This is a genomic window from Falsiroseomonas tokyonensis (assembly GCF_019024325.1).
Classification (GTDB): Bacteria; Pseudomonadota; Alphaproteobacteria; order Acetobacterales; family Acetobacteraceae; genus Falsiroseomonas; species Falsiroseomonas tokyonensis.
This window is the reverse complement of sequence record NZ_JAFNJS010000001.1, coordinates 875640-896205: the sequence shown is the minus strand read 5'-3', so window position 1 is coordinate 896205 and position 20566 is coordinate 875640. Positions and strand designations below refer to the sequence as shown.

Sequence of the window (20566 nt, the reverse complement as noted above, 5' to 3'; positions counted from 1 at the left end):
CGTTAGGAACGGAACATGAATCTCTTCGATATCCCGGCCGAGCTGCCCTTTCTTGAATGCCTCGCCGCCGGGGTGCTCGCGGATGTCCGCGACCGATCGCCGGAGGCGCTGTCCCGCGCCACCATCCTGCTGCCGACGCGGCGTTCCGCCCGCGGCCTGCGCGATGCGTTCCTGGCCCGCGCCGAGGGCCGCGCGCTGCTGCTGCCGCGGATGCGGGCGCTGGCGGGGCTGTCCACCGAGGATGCGGATGAGCTGGCCCTGCCCACGCTGCTGGAGCTGCCGCCGGCCGTCCCGGCGCTGACTCGCCAGGCGGTGCTGACCAGCCTGGTGATCCGCCTGCCGCCACGCCATGGCGGACCGGGCACGCCGGAGCAGGCCTGGGGCCTGGCGGCAGAGCTGGCCCGCATCTTCGACGAGATCGCGCTGGAGGAGCCGGATACGGAGCTGCTGGCCAACGGCACCCCGGCTGAATTCGCGGAAACCTGGCTGGCCCGGCTGGAAACGCTGGTCCCCGAATCCCAGGCGACCCATTGGCAGATCACCACGACCTTCCTGCGCGGCGTCGCCACCGCCTGGGCCGGCTGGCTGGAGGAGGAGGGCCTGCTCGATATCGGCCTGCGCCGCGTGCTGGCGCTGCGGGAGCAGACCAAGGCCTGGCAGAAGGACCCGCCTCGGCACCCCGTCATTGCCGCCGGCATCGGCGTCGGCGGCACCATACCGGCCGCGGTCGAGCTGCTGAAGGTGGTGGCGCGGCTCGACCAGGGCGCCGTGGTGCTGCATGGGCTGGACCGGGCGGAGCTGGCCGAGATCTGGCCGCATATCTGCGACAGCCCCACGCACCCCTTCTGCAGCCAGGGCCGGCTGCTGGCCGCCATGGGCGCCGCGCCGCGCCAGGTGCGCCGCTGGCACGGTTGTGCCGAGACCGCCCCCGCCGTCCCCGCCGCCCGCGTCGCGCTGCTCGAAATGGCGCTGCGCCCGCCGGAGGGAATGACGCCCTGGACCCAGCCGGCGGCCGAAAGATGGGCACCGGGCCTCGAAGGGCTGCGTCTGGTGGCGGCGCCCGAAGCGCAGACCGAGGCCGCCGCCATCGCCCTGCTGCTGCGGGAGGCCCTGGAAAAGCCGGGCGCCCGTGCCGCGCTCGTGACGCCGGATCGCGACCTCGCCCGTCGCGTCTCGGCCGAGCTGGTGCGCCACGGCATCCGCGCCGACGATTCCGCGGGCCAGCCGCTCGGCCAGACGCCCACCGGCGTCTTCCTGCGCCTGCTCGCCCGCACCGTCGCCGAGGATTTTGCCCCGGTGCCGCTGCTGGCGCTGACAAAGCATCCGCTGGCGGCGGCGGGGATGGATCGCGCGGAGTTCCTGGACGCCGTGCGGCTGCTGGAACGCCGCGTGCTGCGCGGGCCGCGGCCGCTCGGCGGGCTGGAGGGGCTCAAGCAGGTCATCGCCGCCCTGCCGGAGGATGACCGCAAGACGCGCCTCCAGGCGCTGGTCGGCGCTCTGGAGAACGCGCTCGGCGGCTTCAGCACCCGCCACGGCGCCGCCCGACCGCCGGCGGATCTGCTGGAAGCCCATCTCGCCGCCGCCGAGGCCTTGGCCACCACGCCGCAGGAACCCGGCGGGCTGCGCCTCTATGCGGCGCAGGAGGGCGAGGTGCTGGCCAGCCACATGGCGGACCTCGCCCCGGCCTTAAAACATCTGCCGCCGATGGACCCCGCGAACTGGCCGGCACTCTTCGAGGCGAGCCTGGAGGGGGTGGCCACCTACATCGTCCGCAAGCACGGCGCGGCGCATCCGCGGGTCGAGATCCTCGGCCTGCTGGAGGCGCGGCTGCTGGCCTTCGACCGCGTCGTGCTCGGCGCGCTGGATGAGGGCGTCTGGCCGCTCGCCACCGATCCCGGCCCCTGGATGAGCCGCCCGATGCGCAAGCAGTTCGGCCTGCCGGAGCCCGAGGCCCGCATCGGCCGCGTCTGCATGGATTTTTTCCTGTTTGCCTGCGCGGCGCCGGAGGCGGTGCTGTCCCGCGCCGCCCGCCGCGGCGGGTCGCCCACCGTGCCCGCGCGCTGGCTGACACGCCTCGAAACCTTCCTTTCAGGTCAGGATCTCAGGCTGCCGGGCAGCGAGGCGGCGCGGATGGCCGCCGCGCTGGATGTGCCGGACCGCGTCACCCCCGTCTCCCGCCCCGCCCCGCGCCCGACGCTGGCCCAGCGGCCGCGCGAAATCTCTGTGACGGAGGTCTCGGACCTGCTGGCCGATCCCTATGCCTTCCACGCCAAGCGCATCCTGCGACTGCGGAAACTGGACCCGCTGGATGCCGATGTCGGCGCGCTGGACTACGGCATCATCGTCCATGCCGCGCTCGCCGGTTTCGTCAGCGCCATCAGCCGCGCCCCCGGCGGCTGGCCCGGCGAGGAGGCGGCGCTGGAGGCCTGGGGGCAGGCGGCGGCCAAGGCCCTCGAAGACCAGGGGCCGCGCCCTTCGCTCGCGGCCTTCTGGCGCCCGCGGCTCGCCCGCATCGGCGCCTTCGTCGTGGCGCTGGAAGCGGAGCGGCGGGAAGGGGGCGGCATCGCCCGCAGCTGGACCGAGACCGATGGGCGGCTGGAGCTGCGCCGCCCGCGCGGCACCGTCACCCTGAAGGCGCGCGCGGACCGGATTGACCGGCTCGGCGACGGCAGCCTCGCCATCCTCGACTACAAGACCGGCACCCTGCCCCGCCCGGACGAGCTGCAGGACGGCCGCGCGCCGCAGCTCCCCCTGGAGGCCGCCATGGCCGCCGCCGGCGCCTTTGCCGACATCCCCGGCGCGGCGGTGCGGGCGCTGACCTATTGGAAGCTCTCGGGCGGCGAGACCCCTGGCGAGGAAAAGCAGATGTTTTCGGAGCCTGAGGACGTGGCCGAGCTGGCCGGGCAGGCGATGGAACGGCTTGGCGCGCTGGTCGACCGCTTCCTGCTCGGCGACGCCGCCTTCACCGCCCGGCCGCATCCCGGCCGCAGGACACGGGGCGGGGATTACGATCACCTTTCCCGCGTCGATGAATGGGCGGATGCGGAGGGCGAGGAATGAGCCTGACCCTCACCCCGCGCCAGGAAGCCGAGTTCGAGCAGGCCCGCGCCTCGGACCCCGCCGCCTCCGCCTGGGTCGGCGCCTCGGCCGGGTCCGGCAAGACCAAGGTGCTGACGGACCGGGTGCTGCGCCTGCTGCTGGCGCCGGGCACGCGGCCGGGCGCGATCCTGTGCCTCACCTTCACCAAGGCCGCCGCCGCCGAGATGGCGCATCGCCTGGCGCGCGACCTCGGCCGCTGGGCGGTGGAGCCGGAGGCGAAGCTGGCCGCGCGACTGGCCGCGCTGCTCGGCCGCGCGCCGGACCGGCAGGACCTGGATGCGGCGCGGGGGCTGTTTGCCCGCGTGCTGGACCTGCCCGGCGGCATGCGCATCAGCACCATCCACGCCTTCTGCCAGTCCCTGCTGCGCGCCTTCCCGCTGGAGGCCGGCCTCGCCCCGCAATTCGCCGTGGTGGAGGAGGCGGATGCCGCCGCCCTGCTGGCCGAGGCGCGGGAGGCGGTGCTGGCCAGCCCCGCCCAGGGCCCGGCACTCGAAGCCCTGGCCAGCCTGGTGCCGCCCGATTCCTTCGCCAGCCTGGTGCGGGCGCTGGACCGGGACCGCGAGAAACTGGGCACGGCGCTGCGCGAGACCGGCTCGCTGCCCGCGCTCTGCGCCGCCATCGGCCGCCATCTCGGCCTGCCGGAGGCGGCGCATGAGGCGGCGCTGGTCGCCGCCGGCGCCCAGGGGGTGGACGACCAGGCGGTGATCGCCGCCCGGCTTTTGCAGGCCAGCCGCAACGTCAACGACCAGGCGCGCGGCACAAAACTGCTGGACTGGCTGTCGCTGCATCCGGCGGAACGCGCCGCGCGCTGGGCGGATTGGGTGGAAATCCTGCTGACGCAGGAAGGCACGCCGCGCGCCCGCATGGCCACCAAGGATGTCGGCCCGCGCCAGGCCGAATGCGCCGAGATCCTGCGGCGGGAGGGGGAGCGCGTGGCGGCCGTGGAAGGCGCCCGCCGCGCCAGCCGGCTGCTAGCGGCAACGCGCGCCCTGCTCGGCCTCGGCGCCCCGGTGCTGGAGGGGTATCGGGCGCGCAAGCAGGCGCGCGGGATGCTGGATTACGACGACCTGATCCTCGCCGCGCGCCAGGTGCTGCGCGACCCCGGCAGCGCCTGGGTGCTGTTCAAGCTCGATGGCGGGCTGGACCATGTGCTGCTGGACGAGGCGCAAGACAGCAATCCCGCGCAATGGGGCATCGCCGCCGCGCTGACCGAGGAGTTTTTTGCGGGTGCGGGCGCTGAGAGGCGGGACCCCCGCGCGCGCACCATCTTCGCGGTCGGCGACGTCAAGCAATCCATCTACGCCTTCCAGGGCGCCGACTCCGCCGGCTTCGCCCGCTGGCAGCGCCACTTCGGGCAGCGGTTGCAGGCGCTGGGGGAGGAGCTGCGCGACGTGCAGCTGCAGGTCTCCTTCCGCTCCACCGCGCCGGTGCTGGCGCTGGTCGATGCCGTCTTTGCCGAAGGTGCGGCGCGGGACGGCGTGGTGGCGCCGGGCGAGACGTTGCGGCATCGGCCGGACCGCATCGGCCATGCCGGCTGCGTCGAACTCTGGCCCATGCTGGACGGCGCGGAGGGCGAGCCGCCGCCGCCCTGGGAAGTGCCCGAAACACCCGCCGCCGCGACGGGCGCCGATGCGCAGCTGGCCGAGGCGATCGCCGCCCGCATCGCAACCTGGCTCGACACCGGCGAAATGCTGCCCAGCCGCGGCCGCGCCATGCGCGCCGGCGACATTTTGGTCCTCGTGCGCAAACGCTCCGGCGGGCTGCTGCCGCGGCTGGTGCGGGCGCTGAAGGAGCGCGGCGTGAAGGTCGGCGGCACCGACCGCATCCGCCTGGTCGAGCAGATCGCCGTGCAGGATTTGCTCGCGCTCGCCGATGCGCTGCTGCTGCCGGAGGACGACCTGCAGCTCGCCGCCGCGCTGAAATCGCCGCTGATCGGGCTGGATGACGACCAGCTTCTGGCGCTTGCAGCCGGGCGTGAGGGCAGCCTCTGGCGGCAGCTCCAGTTGGCGCGGGGGCAGGCGACGCCCGAGGGGGAGGCGGCCGATTTCCTCGCCGGGCTGATGTCCCGCGCCGATGTCGTCACCCCCCATGCGCTCTTCGCCGAAATTCTGGGGGAGCATCGCGGCCGGGCAAAGCTCTTGGCGCGGCTGGGGCCGGATGCGGCGGATCCGGTGGATGAATTCCTGAACGCGGCGCTGGACCATGGCAGCCGCCACCCCCCAAGCCTGCAAGGCTTCGTCGCTTGGCTGCGGCGCGGCGGCGCCGAGGTGAAGCGGGACCAGGAGGCCGCTGGCGATTCCGTGCGCATCATGACCGTGCACGGCGCCAAGGGATTGCAGGCGCCGGTGGTGATCCTGCCGGATACGGTGGCCGCGGGTCGGGACAGCACGGAGGTGCGCTGGGTGATGCCGGAGGAAGGCCCGCCTTTGCCCCTCTGGGCCCCCAACAGGGACCACCACGCCCCGGCCTTTACCGATCTGCTGGCCAGCGAGAAGGCGGCACGGGCGGCGGAGGAGCATCGGCTGCTCTATGTCGCCCTGACCCGCGCCGAGGACCGGCTGCTGGTCTGCGGCTGGCAGCGCAAGCGCCCGAAAAGCCGGGATTTTCCCGAATCCTGCTGGTACGACCTCGTCGCCCAGGGCTTTTCGCGGCTGCCCACCACCGAACTGCCGCTGGAGGCGCCGCCCGGCCTCGGCTTTGCCGCCACCACGCTGCGCCGCCTCGACTCCCGTCAGGAGGTTCCGCCGGTGCCGGATGGGCGGGACACGCCGCCCGCCGCCGCCGCCGATCTGCCGGACTGGGCCCGCCGCCCGGCCCCGCCGGAGGTGACGCTGGACGCCCTCGCCCCCTCCGCCGTCCCCCGCGAGGAAACGCGGGAAACCCCCGCCGCCGCCCCGCATGGCGCCGCCGACCCCACCGGCCAGCGTTTTCGGCGCGGCCGCCTGGTGCACGCCCTGCTGCAGCACCTGCCCGACCGCCCGCCGGCGGAGCGGGAGGCGGCGGCAAAGACCTTTCTCGCCCGGCGCGGCCAGGGGCTTTCCGAAGCCGAGCAGGCGGCGACGCTGGCGGAGGTGATGGCATTGCTCGCCGCGCCGGATTTCGCCGCCGCCTTCGGCCCCGACAGCTTGGCGGAGGCGCCGATCGCCGGGCAGGTGGGCAACCGGCTGGTCAGCGGGCAGGTCGACCGGCTGCTTGTCGCGCCCGATCGCGTGCTCGTGCTCGACTACAAGACCAACCGCCCGCCGCCCACCGAGGTCTCGGCCGTCCCGGCGCTCTACCTGCGCCAGATGGCGGCCTACCGCGCCGTTCTGGCCCGCGCCTTCCCCGGACGGCGGGTGGATTGCGCCCTGGTCTGGACTTTCGGGGCGCGGCTCATGCCTCTCCCGGAAGGGTTGCTGGATGCGCATGCGCCAGGCGCATGACGCCCCGCGCCCCTCGCAAGATGCCCCTTGCTTGACCCGGGGCCGCACCGCCACGATCTTGCCATCAAAGCGCCAGCCCCCCGCGAGCGCGCCCGGAGACTCCCGATGAGCGAATTCACCAAGGCTGTCACCGATGACAGCTTCAAGCAGGACGTCCTCGAGGCGCCCGGCCCCGTCCTGGTCGACTTCTGGGCCGAATGGTGCGGCCCCTGCCGCATGGTCGCGCCGATCCTGGACGAGATCGCCCAGGAATATGCCGGCAAGCTGACCATCGCGAAGGTCAATATCGACGACAACCCGATGACGCCGAACGACTATTCGGTGCGCGGCATCCCCACCATGATCCTGTTCAAGGACGGCAAGCCGGTGGACACCAAGGTCGGCGCCCTGCCGAAGAGCGCGCTGAAGGACTGGGTCGCCGGCCGCCTGGCCTGAGGCTGATGCGGCCGTGATGCGGGTGGCGCTGGCGGAAGCCGCGCGCCACCTTACATCGCGGTCATGATCAAGCGCATCCTGGCCCTTGCCCTGGCTTTTCCGCTTGGGGCCCTCCCCCCTCCCGCCCTGGCGCAGAATGGGGAGGTCGTCCGTTCCGAGCGGGCGAATTTCCGCCTCACCACCTTCGCCAGCGGCCTGGAACGGCCCTGGGGCATGGCGCAGCTGCCGGATGGCCAGCTGCTGGTGACGGAACGGCCGGGCCGGATGCGGCTGGTGGGGCGCGACGGCGCCCTCTCCCGACCGCTGGGCGGGGTGCCGCAGGTGGAGGCGGCGAGCCAGGGCGGGCTGCTCGATGTCGCCCTGGCGCCGGATTTCGAGCGCAGCCGGGAAATCTTCTTCTGCTCGGCGATGCTGGTCCAGGGCGGCGCGCTCACCCGCCTCACCCGCGCAAGGCTGGCCGCGGACGGCGCGGAGCTGGAGGCGGTGACCCCGATCCTGGATGCGACGCCGGCCCAGAGTTCCGGCCGGCAGCACTACGGTTGCCGCATCGCCTTCGGCGCGGATGGGCGCCTGTTCCTCTCGACCGGCGACCGCAATGTGGACCGGATGCGGTCGCAGCGGCTGGACGACCTGGCGGGCAAGGTGCTGCGGGTGGACCGGGAAGGCCGGCCGCAGCGCGACAACCCCTTTGTCGATCAGCCGGGCGCGCGTCCGGAGGTCTTCTCCCATGGCCATCGCAACCCGCAGGGGCTGGCCCTGAACCCCTGGACCGGCAGCCTGTGGCTGGCCGAGCACGGGCCGCGCGGCGGGGACGAGATCAATGTGCTGCGCCCCGGCGCCAATTACGGCTGGCCGGTGGTGACGCATGGCGTGAACTACAGCGGCACCACGATCAGCGAGCGCAGCAGCGCGCCTGGCATGGTGGACCCGATCCGGGTCTGGACGCCGGTGATCAGCCCCGCCGGCCTCGCCTTCTACGACGCCGCCGCCTTCCCCGGCTGGCGCCGCAGCCTGTTCGTCGCGGCGCTGAACAGCCCGGGCCTGGTACGGCTGACCACCGATGGCGACCAGGTGACGGGGGAGGAGCGCCTGCTCTTCGACCGCCGCATCCGCATGCGGGACGTGCTGGTGGCGCAGGATGGCAGCTTGTTGGTGCTGACGGATGAATCCGACGGGCGCATCCTGCGCCTTGCGCCGGGCTGAAAGGCCGCCCGGCCGGGACAAGGCGGGGCGATGGCGGCAGAGGAAGTCACGGTTCGGCCGGCCCGGGCGGGGGAGGGTGCGGCGCTGTTCGACCTCACCCTGCGCTCCGTCCGCGGCCTGGCGGCGGGCCATTACGCGCCGGCGCAGATCGCCGGCTGGATGGGGGCCCGCACGACCGCGACCTATGAGGCGATGATCGCCCGCGGCGGCACCATGGTGGCGGAGCGCGCAGGCATGATCCTCGGCTTCGTCGATGCCGAGCCCGGCGAGGTCACGCGCCTGTTCCTGTTGCCGGAGGCCGCCGGCGCCGGGCTCGGCCGGCGGCTGCTGGAGATCGGGCTGGAGGCAGCCCGCCGCGGCCATGCCGGGCCGATCCGGCTGGAGGCGACGCTGAATGCCGAGGGCTTCTACCGCCGCTGCGGCTTCCGGCGCATTGGCACCGGCCACTTCGACCAGGGTGGCGATCCCATCCCGGTCGCGATCATGGAGCTTCCGGCAGGCTGAACGCCCTCAATGGTCGTAATGCAGGCGCAGCTCCTGCCGGCCATCGGCCAGCCGTCCCTCCGCCACCCGGTCTGCGGCGCGGCGCAGCATCACCGCGGCGAGGCGGGCCGCGAGGGCGGCATCCTCCGCCTCCTCCAGCGTCGGCGGCAGGCCGGCGGGCAGCAGGGCCTCGCCCGCCCAGCGCAGGGTCGTGTCCAGGTTGAACTCGTCGAAACGGGCGGTGACCTCCACCGCGCCCTGCGGGCCCAGCAGGCCGGGCAGGGCATGGGCCACCTCCTCCAGCGCCGCCTCCAGCCGCGCCACCACCTCGGCCCGCGCGCCCCAGGCGGCGCCGGACTGGCGGGCGAAATCCTGAAGCGCCGCCGCGCCATCCTGCGGCCGCCACAGCAGGCGGCGCTGCTGCGCCGTGCCCATCCGGAAGGCCGCCACCAGCAGCAGCGCCGCCACCATCCCCAGCACGAGCGAGGATGAGACCAGCAGCCGTGCCGCCTGGGGCAGGCCCGCGAAGATCTGCGGCGCGGCGTCGTAGGACAGGCCGATCACCAGGGCGGCGCCCACCACCAGCGTGCGGCGCGCATCCATCAGCCGCTGGGTGACGATGCCCATGCCGGTGACGGTGATGAAGGCGGCGGCGAAGAACAGCGCCGCCCCCAGCACGCCGCGCGGCACCGCCAGCACCACCTCCGCCGTGCCCGGCACGATGGCGAGCACGATCCACAGCACCCCCACCGCCAGCCCGACCCGCCGCGCCGTGACGCCGGTGGCGATCGAAAGGCCGACGCTGGCCGTGTAGCTGTTGGTGCCCGGCACGCCGAGCAGGCCGGCCAGGCAGGTGCCGAGCCCATCGGCCAGGGCGCCGGCCTTCATCTGCGCGTAATCGGGCCGCCGCCAGTTCGGATCGGTCGCCCGCTGGCAGGCCACCACGTCGCCGCAGACCCGCACCAGGCAGGCCAGCGCGCCCATGGCGAAGCCGGGCAGCAGGGTCCAGTCCAGGCTGGGGGTGGCCAGGGGCCAGCTGGGGAACTGCCAGATGATCGGCACCGGCAGCAGCGGCGTTCCCCGCAGCTGGGTCACCATGACATGCACGGCGAAGCCCAGCACCAGCCCGCCCAGCACGGCGATGGGCCTCAGCCGCGGCCCGCCCCAGACGCTGACGCCGATGATCACCGCCAGCGCCACCGCGGTGGCCAGCAGATCATCCGTGCCGCGGTCCAGCCCCGGGCCGAAACCCAGCATCATCCGCAGCGCCAGCAGGCCGAGGCTGACGCCGATCATCAGCACAACCAGGCCCACCAGCTCCGTCGGCAGCCAGGGCCGTAGGCGCTGCACGGCGAAGGACAGCACCAGCTGGGTCAGGCCCGCCACGATGGTCATCCCCGCCACTGCCGAAAGCCCGCCCAGCTGCGCCGCGATCAGCGTCGGTGGCAGGTAGATGGCGGTGAAGACGGCGGGCAGCAGGAAGCCGGAGCCGATGGTCGTCCCGCCCCAGATCGGCCGGCCCCAGGCCTGCAGCAGCGTGGCCAGGCCCAGCGCCAGCATGGCCAGCGACAGGTAGGAGGAGAGGGTGGCCGCATCCGCGCCGGCGGTATCCGCGACCACCAGCGGAAAGACCAGGGTGACGGAGCCGAGGCCGATATGCTGCAGGGCGGCGGGCCAGAGCACGCTGGCGGGCGGCGCGCTGTGCAGGCCCCAGCCCGTGGCCGGCGGCGCAGCCGCACGGACCGTCTGCTCGGTCATCCGCCCCCCCTGTGCCACGCGCTCCGGTTGTCCAATGATTGGAGTGCTACCGCAAGCATGGGCCGGCACATTGCCGCCGGCTGCCGAGGGGCCGGGGCAGCCGGCGGGGGGCCCGGGTCAGGCCCTCTGCATCAGGCCGGCCGGATCGGCGGGCCGGGGGGGCGTCGGCCGCTCAGAACCAGCCGAGGTCGGAGGAATCGTTCACCGTCCCGGGCGTGAAGATGTCCGGGTCCAGCTGGCCATAGCCGGGCTCGCTGAACTCCGAAGGGTCCAGCTGGCCATAGCCGGGCTGGCTGAATTCGGACGGGTCGAGCTGCCCGTAGCCGGGCTGGCTGAATTCGGCAGGGTCCACCTGCCCATAGCCGGGCTGGCTGAACTCCGAGGGGTCGAGCTGGCCATAGCCATAGGTTCCGGAGGCGGTTTCGTAGATGCCGCTCATGCGGGCTCCTCTTGCGCGGCGGCCATGATGCCGGTCCCGGGCCGCCTGGTTGTGTCCGGCAGGGCGCCGGATGGGTGGGAGCCGGTGCGCCCAAAACCTCGCGCACCGCTGCCGGCCCTCCCCAGGATCAGACAGCCCCTGGCGGAGGAGCCGGCGGCCGGATCATGTCCGGCCCCTTGGCATCACGACAGCGGATATGGTCGGCAGCCCCGGGGAGTCCATGCAACGAGACGGCGTCAAGTCTTCACGGCCGCGTGGGAACTTGCCTTACTTGCGACACAATGCGTTCTTCTGGTGAGACCTTGCTGGTGACTTCACGCGGTGTCGGCGGCGGCGTCCAGCTTCAGCACCTCGCCCGCCAGATACAGGCTGCCGCAGATCAGCACCCGCGCCGGGCCGCCTGTGGAGGCCAGCCGGTCCAGCACCTCCGCCACCGTGCCGCCGGGATGCGCGGCGCCGCCGCTGGCGCGCACCACATCGGGCACGGTCATGGCCAGGTGCTGCCCGGGCTCCGCCACAGCCCAGAGGCTGTTGGCCACCGGGATGATCGGCGCCAGGAATTCCGGCACCTGCTTGCCGCCCTTCATGCCGACCAGGACGTGGATGGGCCGGTCGGCGAAGCTTTCGCGGATGTGCTGGCCGATCACGACGCCGGCGCCGGCATTGTGGCCGCCATCCAGCCACAGCTCCCAATCCGGCGGCAGCAACGCGGCCAGCCGCCCGGTCAGGCGCTGCATGCGGGCGGGCCAGCTGGCCTGGGCGACGCCCTGGCGGATGGCATCCTCGGTCAGCCAGGGGGGGTTCCAGGCGCGCAGCGCGGCGATGGCGATGCCGGCGTTTTCCGCCTGGTGCGGGCCGATCAGTCCCGGGCGGGGCAGGGCCATCCGCGTCGTCTCATCCCACCAGTCCAGGCTGCCATCCGGCTTGCGCAGCACATCCCAGTCACGGCCGCGGACCCGCAGCGGCGCGCCCTGCCCGGCTGCCTCCTTCAGGATCACCTCCGCCGCCTCCGGCACCTGCCGCCCCGTGGCGCAAAGCACGCCCGGCTTGATGATGCCGGCCTTTTCCCAGGCAATTCGGGAAATGTCGTCGCCGAAGAAGTCCATGTGGTCGCGGGAGATGCTGGTGATGGCGGTGACGGCGGGGCGGTCCACCACATTGGTGGCATCAAAGCGCCCGCCGAGGCCGACCTCCAGCACCAGCAGGTCCGCCGGGACGCTGGCAAAAAGGTGCAGCGCGACGGCGGTGGTCACCTCGAAGACCGTGATCGGCTGGCCGCCATTCACCTGCTCGACATGCGCCAGCGCCGCTGTCAGCGCCTCCTCCGTCACCAGCTTCCCCGCCAGGCGGATGCGCTCATGGAAGGAAACGAGGTGGGGACTCGTGAAGACATGCACGCGCAGCCCGGCCGCTTCCGCGATGGCCCGGAAGAAGGCGCAGGTGCTGCCCTTGCCGTTGGTGCCGGCGACATGGACGACCGGCGGCAGTCGCCGTTCCGGATGGCCGAGCGCGGCCAGGCAGCGCTGCAGCCGGTCCAGGCTCAGGTCGATCAGTTTGGGATGCAGGCTGTGCAGCCGGTTGATGATCTCCTCGCTGCGCGAGGCCGGTAGCTGGCTCACGCGGGCTTCACGACCTCGGCCTCCACCGTCTCCGGCGCCGGCAGCATGGGAAGATCCTCGGCCGGGGTCTCGGCCGACAGGGTCGGCTCGCGCAGCAGGGAGATCACCTGGGCCAGCGTCGCGCGCATGTCGTGCCGCTTCACCACCATGTCGAGGATGCCGTGCTCCAGCAGGTATTCGGCGCGCTGGAAGCCCTCGGGCAGTTTTTCGCGGACTGTCTGCTCGATGACCCGGGCGCCGGCGAAGCCGATCAGCGCATTCGGCTCGGCGATCTGGATATCGCCCAGCATGGCGAAGCTGGCGGTGACGCCGCCCGTGGTGGGATCGCACAGCACCACGATGAAGGGCAGCCCGGCCTCCTTCACCATGCGGGTCGCGATCACGGTGCGCGGCATCTGCATCAGGCTGATGGCGCCTTCCTGCATGCGGGCGCCGCCGGAGGCGGTGAAGACGATCAGCGGCGCATCCTGCAATACGGCGAGCTTGGCCGCCGTCACCAGCGCCTCCCCCACGCCGGCGCCCATGGAGCCAGCCATGAAGTTGAATTCGAAGACGCCGAGCACCGCCTTGCGCCCCAAAATGGTGCCCTGGGCCACCAGCACGGCGTCGTCCATGCCGGATTTCTGCTGCGCCTCCTTCAGCCGGTCGGCGTATTTCCGCTGGTCGCGGAAGCGCAGCGGGTCCGCCGGGGCCTTGGGCAGCTCGATGCGCGACCAGCCCTCATCCAGCGTCGCCTTCACCCGGCCGGCGGCGGACAGCCGCATGTGATGCCCGCAATGGGTGCAGACATGCAGGTTCCGCTCCAGGTCGCGGTGGAAGATCATCTGCTCGCAGGCGGGGCATTTGTGCCAGAGATTGTCCGGCACCTCCCGCGGCTGCCCGAACAGGGCCTTCACCTTCGGCAGCGCCCAGTCGGAAATCCAGTTCATCGGTCCATGCCCTCAAGCGCCCGCCTGCCCCGGGGGGCGGCCGGCCTGCCCCGGAAGGGGCTTCCTCGCGCGCGACGCGCGCGGCCATTGGCGGCGGAGGTAGGGTCAATGGGGGCTGCGGCGCAAGGGGTCCCGCCACAGGCCCGCGGGTCAGAAGCGGCGATGGAGGCCGAGGCGGAGCGCATGCAGGTCCAGGCGATGGATCCCAGCCCGGCCGGCAGAGCCAGCGGATGAGATGCCCGGCTGACCGCTGCGATCGCCCACGGCATCAACCTAATCGATTGATGCCATCTATGATACTCCCTAAGCGCCCCCTGGTATCATCGATGGAGAAGCAAGACGGGGAGGCCGCCACCATGAACCTGCGCGACCTGCGCTACGCCCTGGCGGTAGCGGAACACCGGCACTTCGGCCGCGCGGCCGAACTCTGCCACATCAGCCAACCCACCCTCTCCACCCAACTGCGCAAGCTGGAAGACGAACTCGGCGTGGTGCTCTTCGAACGCACCAACAAATCCGTGGTGCCCACCGCCGCCGGCGAAGCCCTGCTCGCCCATGCCCGCGCCGCGGTGGAGGCCGCCGACGCCATGCTGGCCCTGGCCCACGCCTCCCGCGACCCGCTGCGCGGCCAGCTCCGCCTCGGCATCATCCCGACCCTCGCCCCCTACCTGCTGCCCCTCATCTTCGGCCCCCTCCGCGACGCGCTGCCCGAGCTGGTGGTGGAACCCTGGGAAGACGTGACCGCCGCCCTGCTCGACCGGCTGCGCAGCCACGACCTCGACGCCGCCCTGCTGGCCACCGAAACCGAAGCGCCGGACCTGGAAACCGAAACCCTCTTCTCCGAACCCTTCCTGGCCGCCCTGCCGCCCGACCACGCCCTGGCCCACCAACCCCGCATCCGCGAGGAAGACCTGGCACCCGACGTCCTCGTCCTCGCCGACGGCCACTGCCTGCGCGACCAGGCTCTGGCCGCCTGCGGCCAGAACGGCCCCCGCAGCGGCGCCCTGCGCGCCGCCTCCCTCGCCACCCTGATGAACATGGTCGCCGCCGGCTACGGCACGACCCTAATCCCCGGCCTGGCCGCCGGCGTGGCCCGCGACGCCGGCATCACCCTCCGCCCCCTGACCCAAAACACCGGCCGCGACATCCGCCTCGTCTCCCGCACCACCTTCCCCCGCCGCGCGGCGCTGACCGCCATCAGCCACCTCATCCGCAGCCGCCTGACACCGTTTGCCGAAAGCGCCGCGAAGGGCGACGTCTGACGCCGAGGGGGCGGTGGTTGCGCCCGTGATGCGGGGAGGGCGCTGCCCTCCCCGCACCCCTCCAGCCAGGAGGCAGTGGCCTCCTGGACCTCAGGACCTTGAACGGAAAGGGAGAGGGGCCGGAGCGCGCGCATGTTCGGCGCACCCGCTGGCCCCTCTCCCTTTCCGTTCATGAATCAAAGGGTTCCAAGGGGCCACTGCCCCTTGGCAGGGGGTGCAGGGGGACAGCGTCCCCCTGCAATCACGCAGCGCACCCTCCGCCCATCCCTAGGGCTTCAGTCGTTCGCCATCCGCAGGGCTTCGCAGACGGCGTCGGTGACTTGGCGGGTGGTGGCGGGGCCGCCGAGGTCGGGGGTGTGGAGGTTGGGGTTGGCGGTGGTGTGTTCGATGGCGCGCATCAGGCGTTGGGCGGCGTTGGGTTCGCCCAGGTGGTCGAGCATCATGCTGGCGGTCCAGAAGGTGGCGATCGGGTTGGCGATGCCTTTGCCGGTGATGTCGAAGGCCGAGCCGTGGATGGGTTCGAACATCGAGGGGGTGTCGCGTTCGGGGTTGATGTTCGCGGTGGGTGCGATGCCGAGGGAGCCGGCGAGGGCGGCGGCCAGGTCCGACAGGATGTCGGCGTGCAGGTTGGAGGCGACGATGGTGTCGATGGTGGCGGGTTTGATGACCATGCGCATGGTCATGGCGTCCACCAGCATCTTGTCCCAGGTGACGTCGGGGAATTCGGTGGCGATTTCGGCGGCGATTTCGTCCCACATCACCATGGCGTGGCGTTGTGCGTTGGATTTGGTGACGACGGTCAGCAGCTTGCGCGGGCGGGATTGGGCCAGGCGGAAGGCGTAGCGCATGATGCGTTGCACCCCGGCGCGGGTCATGATGGAGACGTCCTGGGCGACTTCGATCGGCAGGCCGCGATGGGCGCGGCCGCCGACGCCGGAGTATTCGCCTTCGGAGTTCTCGCGGACGATCACCCAGTCGAGTTCCGGGCCGGAGACGTTGCGGAGTGGGCTGGTGATGCCCGGCAGCACGCGGGTGGGGCGCACGTTCGCGTATTGGTCGAGCGGCTGGCAGATGGCGAGGCGCAGGCCCCAGAGGGTGACGTGGTCGGGGATGTCGGGGGCGCCGACGGCGCCGAAGAGGATGGCGTCGAAGGCGCGCAGCTGGTCGGCGCCGTCGGCCGGCATCATCACGCCATGCTTGCGGTAGTAGTCGGAGCCCCAGTCGAAATCGGTGAAGTCGAGTTGGAAGCCGCCGTCGCGTTCGGCGCAGGCCTTCAGCACTTCGACGCCCGCCGAGATGACTTCCGGCCCGATGCCGTCCCCGCCCATGGCGGCGATCCGGTAGCTGCGCATGCGTTCTCTCCCTGGATTTCTCCCCTGTCGTATGGCGCGTGCGGGCGGTGGACAAGCGCCGCGCCGCTGCGCACCTTGGGGCGGCTTGGATGCAGGGGGTTCGGATGGCCGATCGGGCATATGATCTGGTGGTGCGGGGCGGCACGGTCGCCACGGCGGCGGAGGTGGTGGAGGCTGATATCGGCATCCTCGGCGGGCGCATCGTGGCGCTCGGCCGCAACCTGGCCGCGGGGCGGGAGGAGGTCTCGGCCAAGGGCCTGGTGGTGACGCCGGGCGGGCTGGATCCGCATTGCCACCTGGAGGAGCTGGCCCAGGACGGCTCCGTGCATGAGGAGAGTTTTGCCAGCGGCTCCGCGGCGGCGCTGGCCGGCGGCACCACCTCCTTCATCTGCTTCCTGCCGCAGTGGAAGGGCCACAGCCTGGCGGACAGCGCCCCGGGGTATGAGGCGCGGGCGCAGAAATCGCGCTGCGACTATTCCTTCCACCAGATCATCACCGACCCGACGCCAGAGGTGCTGGAGCGGGAGATTCCGGCGTTGATCGCGCGCGGCGTGCGCAGCCTGAAGGTGTTTCTCACCTACGACCCGCTGCGGCTGGACGATGCGCAGCTGATCCGGGTGCTGGCGGTGGCGCGGCGGCATCGGGCCTTCGTCACCATCCATGCGGAGAATTACGACGCCATCGGCTGGCGCATCGACGCGCTGCTGAAGGCCGGGCTGACCGACCCGCTGCAGCACGCCTGGGCGCGTCCCCCGGTGGTGGAGCGCGAGGCGACGCATCGCGCCATCGCGCTGGCCGAGATGGTCGATCAGCCGGTGCAGATTTTTCACGTGAGCTGCGAGGAGGCTGCGGAGGAGATCGCCCGCGCCCGCGCGCGGGGGGTGAAGGTGTGGGGGGAGACCTGCCCGCAATACCTGACCCTGTCGCATGACGACCTGCAGGGCCCGGACTTTGCGGGTGCCAAGGCCGTATGCTCGCCGGCGCTGCGCGAGAAGGGGGAGAATGAGCGGGTCTGGCGGCGCATCCTGGATGGCACGCTGGACATCGTCTCCTCCGACCATTGCGGCTTTTCCTTCGCGACCGCCAAGCGCGCGCCGGGCAGCGGCGGCTATGGCATGGGCGATGCGAACCTCCGCCCCGACGGCACGCCCGCCTTCAATGCCATCCCCAATGGCGTGCCGGGCATCGAGACGCGGCTGCCTGTACTGTTCAGCGAGGGTGTCTCGAAGGGCCGCATCGACCTGCCGCATTTCGTCCGGCTGAGCTCCGCCAATGCGGCGAAGCTGTTTGGCCTGGAAGGACGCAAGGGCAGCCTGATGCCGGGCGCCGATGCGGACCTGGTGCTCTGGGACCCGGATGCGGAGCGCACCATCCGCAATTCGGAGCTGCACCACGCCATCGACTACACGCCCTGGGAAGGTTTTGCCGTGAAGGGTTTTCCTAGTGTCACCATCGCCGCTGGCCGTGTGGCCGTGCAGGGCGGGGAGGTGCTGGCGCAGCCGGGCGCGGGGCGTTTTCTCGCGCGCGGCCCCTATGCCATGGCGCGGCCAAGCGGGCGCGTGCCGGATGGCTTCGACGCCGCCGCGGTCGAGTGAGTCTGCCTGTGGCTCCCGCCCGGTGACGGGTGGGAGCCTTTCGCTGCTCCGCAACAGAACCTTCTAGGCTTTCACGGTTTCAAAACCTCTCGCCGCTAAACCTCGGCTGACGATTGCCCTTCGGCTGTCGTGCAGAGGCGACGCGAACCGTGCCGATTCAGTTGCTCCATGCGCGGAGGCTGTCCGCGTCGATCCTGCCTTCCGGCCGCGGCGATGCGGCGCCGGCGGAGGCGCGCCCCTCCGGCATCATCCTGGCCCCGCTCGCCGGCGTGGTCTGCGGCGCGGCGCTGGCCGCCGGCGCCCTGCTGCTCTGGCCCGGCGCGCTGGCCTCCGCCGGCGCCTCCAGCCCCGCCGTGGTGCTGGCGGTGGAGGATCGCGCCGCGGCGCTGGAGACGCTGCTGCGCCAGGCCAATGCCCAGCTCGCCGCCCATGCCGCGCGGGCCGAGGCCGCGGCGCAGCAGGCGGAAGCCGCCGCCCAGCGCATGGCGGCGCTGGAACAGCGCGGGCCCACCGCCGACCGTTTCCTGGCCGCGGCGCTGCTGCTGCAATCGAGCATCGCAACCCCCCGCCCCTGGCTGCGCGAATACCAGGCCATGGCCGCACTGGCCCCGCCCGGCGCGCTGCCGCCGCCGCTGGCCGAGGTGCTGGCCAGCCACGCCGCCCGCGGCCTGCCGACGGAAGCCGAGCTGCGCGAGCGTTTCGCCGCCCTCGCCCCGCAGCTGCTGGCCCGCGCACCGCGGGAGGCAACGCTGGTCGACCAGGCGGGCAGCACGGCCCGCGGCATGCTGGCCGCCATCGGCCTGGCGGCGCAGCCGCAGCCGGGCGCGCAGGCCACGGCGCTGGCCGGCATCGCGGAACATCTGAAGCGCGGCAACCTGCCCGCGGCACTGGCCGATGCTGGCGCGCTGGATGCCTCGCTGCAGCCGCTGGTCGCCGGCTGGCTCGCCCAGGCGCGTGCCCGCGTGGCGGTGGAACAGGCGGTGCAGGAAACCCTGCTGCGCGCCCTTTCGCCGCCGCCCAGCCCGGCGCTGGCCGCCATGCGTCGCCCGTCCTGATGCCCGCCGCCCGAGCCTGACCTGCGCCGTCGGGCCGCCCGCTTCACGCCCTTCCCCTGGAGTTCCAATATGGCACGCCTCCGCAACCTCCTGATGGGTCTCGCTCTCGCGGCCGGCGTGCTGCCGCTGGCTGCCGCACCGGCCGCGGCGCAGAACGGCCTGGCGATGCGCGACCGGCTGGTGGTCATCAGCTCCTCCTCCGCCACGGCCGTCACCCGCATGCTGAGCCTGAGCTTCACCGAGCGCTTCGAGGGCGTGACGGAGCCCCTGGTGCGCCAGCTGCCCTCCTCCACCGCGCTCGACCTCTTCTGCGCCGGCATCGGGCCGCAGACGCCGGACATTGCCGTGGTGGTGCGGCGCATGGCCCGCACCATGCTGGAAAGCTGCCAGGAGAATGGCGTGCGCGACGTGGTCGAGCTGCGGCTCGGCCTTGGCGCCGTGGTGCTGGCGGTGCGGCGCGGGGAGCCGACGCCGAATCTCTCCTCGCGCCAGGTCTGGGAAGCGCTGGCGGCGGAGCATGTGGTGCAGGAGGAGTTCGTGCCGAACCGCCTCTCGCTCTGGTCCGATGTCGCGCCCAGCCTGCCGCGCAGCGAGATCCGCCTGCTGATGCTGGAGCACGGCAACGGCACCACCGGCCTGTTCGAGGACATGGTGCTGGAAGCCGGCTGCCGCGACGTGAAGGCGGTGCGGCTGATCTTCGAAGCCTCCTACCGCCGCAGCAAATGCGTGACGCTGCGCGAGGATGGCCGCGTCCGCATGATGGATGGCGTGGACATTCCCGCCGCCCTGCTGGCCAGCCCGCCGGGCACCATCGGCGTGCTGTCCTACGACCAGCTGCTGGCCAGCGGCGGCAACCTGGTGGCGCTGTCGCTGGATGGCGTGCTGCCGACCCAGGCCACCATCTTCGCGCAGGACTACGGCCCGACGCGCACCGTCTATCTCTACGCCAAGCGCCAGCATACGCGGCTGCGCGAAGGCGTCGGCGTGGTGCGCGGCATTCGCGAATTCCTGAACGAGGCGACCAGCGAGGCGGCGGCCGGCCCCGGCGGCTATCTCGCCGTCACCGGCCTCGTCCCGCTCGGCCCGGCGGAGCGTGCGCAGCAGCGCCAGATCGCCGATCGCCTGACCCTGCTGTCCCGATGATCCCCCCGCCGGAGAAACCCGCCATGCCGCATTCCTCCCCGAAGCGCCGCCGCGCCCTCGGCTGGCTGCTCGCCGGCACGCTGGCCGTGCTTCCCCTGGGAAGCCAGGTGACGCAGGCGCAGGGCGTGGCCCCCGCGGCGCCGCGCACCATGGTGACCGTGCCGCTGCAGGACCTGACGGACTCCGGCGGCATTGGCGAAAGGGCGGAGGAGCTCTGGGGCCGCGTGCTGGACTTCTTCGGCTTCAGCGGTGGCACCGGCCATTTCATGCGTCGCCATGGCGCGCTGTCGCGGTCGCGCGCGCAGAACGACGACTTCACCTGGCTGATGGATATCAGCGGCTACAAGCTGAAGGAGATCGAAAGCTCCATCGGCCTGATCCCCACCTTCGGCCTCACCTTCGGCCAGGCGCGCGAATTGACGGAAGCGGATCGCGACTATGTCGAGCGCATGCTGGAACGCCACGCGCAGCGCAATCCGGGGCCGCTGGCCGTGGTGCAGCGGACCATCGTGCGCGGCATCCTGGATGCGACGGAGATCGGTGGCTTCACCGTGGACAAGGTGGATGTCGATCTCTTCCCGCTGCCGCGCGTGAAGTTCGTGCTCTCGCCCACCGATGCGCCGCTGGGGCTGGAAGCCAGCCGCATCCTGCGCGCGATCGACCGGCTGAATGCGCGGGTGCAGGGCATGGCGACGCAGCCGCAGGGCATGGATGGACCAGCGATCGCGCCGCCGACGCAGGGGCTGCGCCCAGCGACGCTGCACAATTGAAG

The 20566-nt window shown here is 72.3% G+C and carries 15 protein-coding genes; 10 read left to right on the top strand and 5 right to left on the bottom strand.

Translation table 11 applies throughout. The annotated features are described in order from the left end of the window. The first annotated feature begins 15 nt into the window (after positions 1 to 15). From addB to J3S20_RS03920, 5 genes are all read left to right on the top strand, one after another. Positions 16 to 3060 (top strand): double-strand break repair protein AddB, encoded by a 3045-nt coding sequence (gene addB, locus J3S20_RS03940; RefSeq protein ID WP_216834788.1) that lies wholly within the window; start codon positions 16 to 18, stop codon positions 3058 to 3060. Continuing rightward, on the top strand, positions 3057 to 6521 hold the full coding sequence (gene addA / locus J3S20_RS03935; protein ID WP_216834786.1) for a double-strand break repair helicase AddA: 3465 nt from the start codon (positions 3057 to 3059) through the stop codon (positions 6519 to 6521). Before addB ends, addA begins: the two co-directional genes overlap by 4 nt. Before the next feature lie 105 nt (positions 6522 to 6626). Continuing rightward, positions 6627 to 6956 carry a thioredoxin TrxA gene (gene trxA, locus J3S20_RS03930; RefSeq protein ID WP_216834785.1) on the top strand — a complete coding sequence of 110 codons (330 nt, stop codon included), beginning with the start codon at positions 6627 to 6629 and terminating at the stop codon, positions 6954 to 6956. A gap of 63 nt (positions 6957 to 7019) precedes the next feature. Then, positions 7020 to 8159 (top strand): PQQ-dependent sugar dehydrogenase, encoded by a 1140-nt coding sequence (locus tag J3S20_RS03925; RefSeq protein WP_216834783.1) that lies wholly within the window; start codon positions 7020 to 7022, stop codon positions 8157 to 8159. Positions 8160 to 8189: 30 nt separating this feature from the next. Next, positions 8190 to 8663, top strand: a complete 474-nt coding sequence (locus J3S20_RS03920) for a GNAT family N-acetyltransferase (protein WP_216834780.1) — start codon at positions 8190 to 8192, stop codon at positions 8661 to 8663. Between the two features lie 6 nt (positions 8664 to 8669). Here the strand turns inward: J3S20_RS03920 and J3S20_RS03915 are convergent, their stop codons facing one another. From J3S20_RS03915 to accD, 4 genes are all read right to left on the bottom strand, one after another. Continuing rightward, the gene (locus J3S20_RS03915; RefSeq protein ID WP_216834779.1) at positions 8670 to 10400 is read right to left on the bottom strand and encodes a uracil-xanthine permease family protein; all 1731 of its coding nucleotides are present in this window, start codon (positions 10398 to 10400) and stop codon (positions 8670 to 8672) included. Positions 10401 to 10572: 172 nt separating this feature from the next. Beyond that, positions 10573 to 10839, bottom strand: a complete 267-nt coding sequence (locus J3S20_RS03910; protein WP_216834777.1) for a hypothetical protein — start codon at positions 10837 to 10839, stop codon at positions 10573 to 10575. A gap of 314 nt (positions 10840 to 11153) precedes the next feature. Then, the gene (locus J3S20_RS03905; protein WP_216834775.1) at positions 11154 to 12458 is read right to left on the bottom strand and encodes a bifunctional folylpolyglutamate synthase/dihydrofolate synthase; all 1305 of its coding nucleotides are present in this window, start codon (positions 12456 to 12458) and stop codon (positions 11154 to 11156) included. Continuing rightward, positions 12455 to 13387, bottom strand: a complete 933-nt coding sequence (gene accD, locus J3S20_RS03900; protein WP_216834773.1) for an acetyl-CoA carboxylase, carboxyltransferase subunit beta — start codon at positions 13385 to 13387, stop codon at positions 12455 to 12457. The genes J3S20_RS03905 and accD overlap by 4 nt, the downstream gene beginning before the upstream one ends. A gap of 326 nt (positions 13388 to 13713) precedes the next feature. Between accD and J3S20_RS03895 the strand changes: the two genes are divergently transcribed. Further along, positions 13714 to 14649, top strand: coding sequence for a LysR substrate-binding domain-containing protein (locus J3S20_RS03895; RefSeq protein WP_246602249.1), 936 nt, complete (start codon positions 13714 to 13716; stop codon positions 14647 to 14649). A gap of 275 nt (positions 14650 to 14924) precedes the next feature. On the opposite strand, the gene J3S20_RS03890 is transcribed toward J3S20_RS03895, so the two are convergent. Then, positions 14925 to 16001 (bottom strand): tartrate dehydrogenase, encoded by a 1077-nt coding sequence (locus J3S20_RS03890; RefSeq protein ID WP_216834771.1) that lies wholly within the window; start codon positions 15999 to 16001, stop codon positions 14925 to 14927. A 104-nt stretch (positions 16002 to 16105) separates the two neighbouring features. On the opposite strand from J3S20_RS03890, the gene hydA reads away from it, so the two are divergent. From hydA to J3S20_RS03870, 4 genes are all read left to right on the top strand, one after another. Further along, positions 16106 to 17596 carry a dihydropyrimidinase gene (hydA, locus tag J3S20_RS03885; RefSeq protein ID WP_216834769.1) on the top strand — a complete coding sequence of 497 codons (1491 nt, stop codon included), beginning with the start codon at positions 16106 to 16108 and terminating at the stop codon, positions 17594 to 17596. A gap of 149 nt (positions 17597 to 17745) precedes the next feature. Beyond that, a complete protein-coding gene (locus J3S20_RS03880; protein ID WP_216834768.1) occupies positions 17746 to 18651 on the top strand; it encodes an MICOS complex subunit MIC60 in 906 nt (301 codons plus the stop codon). 69 nt (positions 18652 to 18720) lie between these two features. Next, complete coding sequence (locus tag J3S20_RS03875; RefSeq protein WP_216834766.1) at positions 18721 to 19794, top strand: PstS family phosphate ABC transporter substrate-binding protein; 1074 nt, start codon at positions 18721 to 18723, stop codon at positions 19792 to 19794. 23 nt (positions 19795 to 19817) lie between these two features. Next, positions 19818 to 20564, top strand: coding sequence for a hypothetical protein (locus tag J3S20_RS03870; RefSeq protein ID WP_216834765.1), 747 nt, complete (start codon positions 19818 to 19820; stop codon positions 20562 to 20564). Positions 20565 to 20566: the final 2 nt, after the last annotated feature.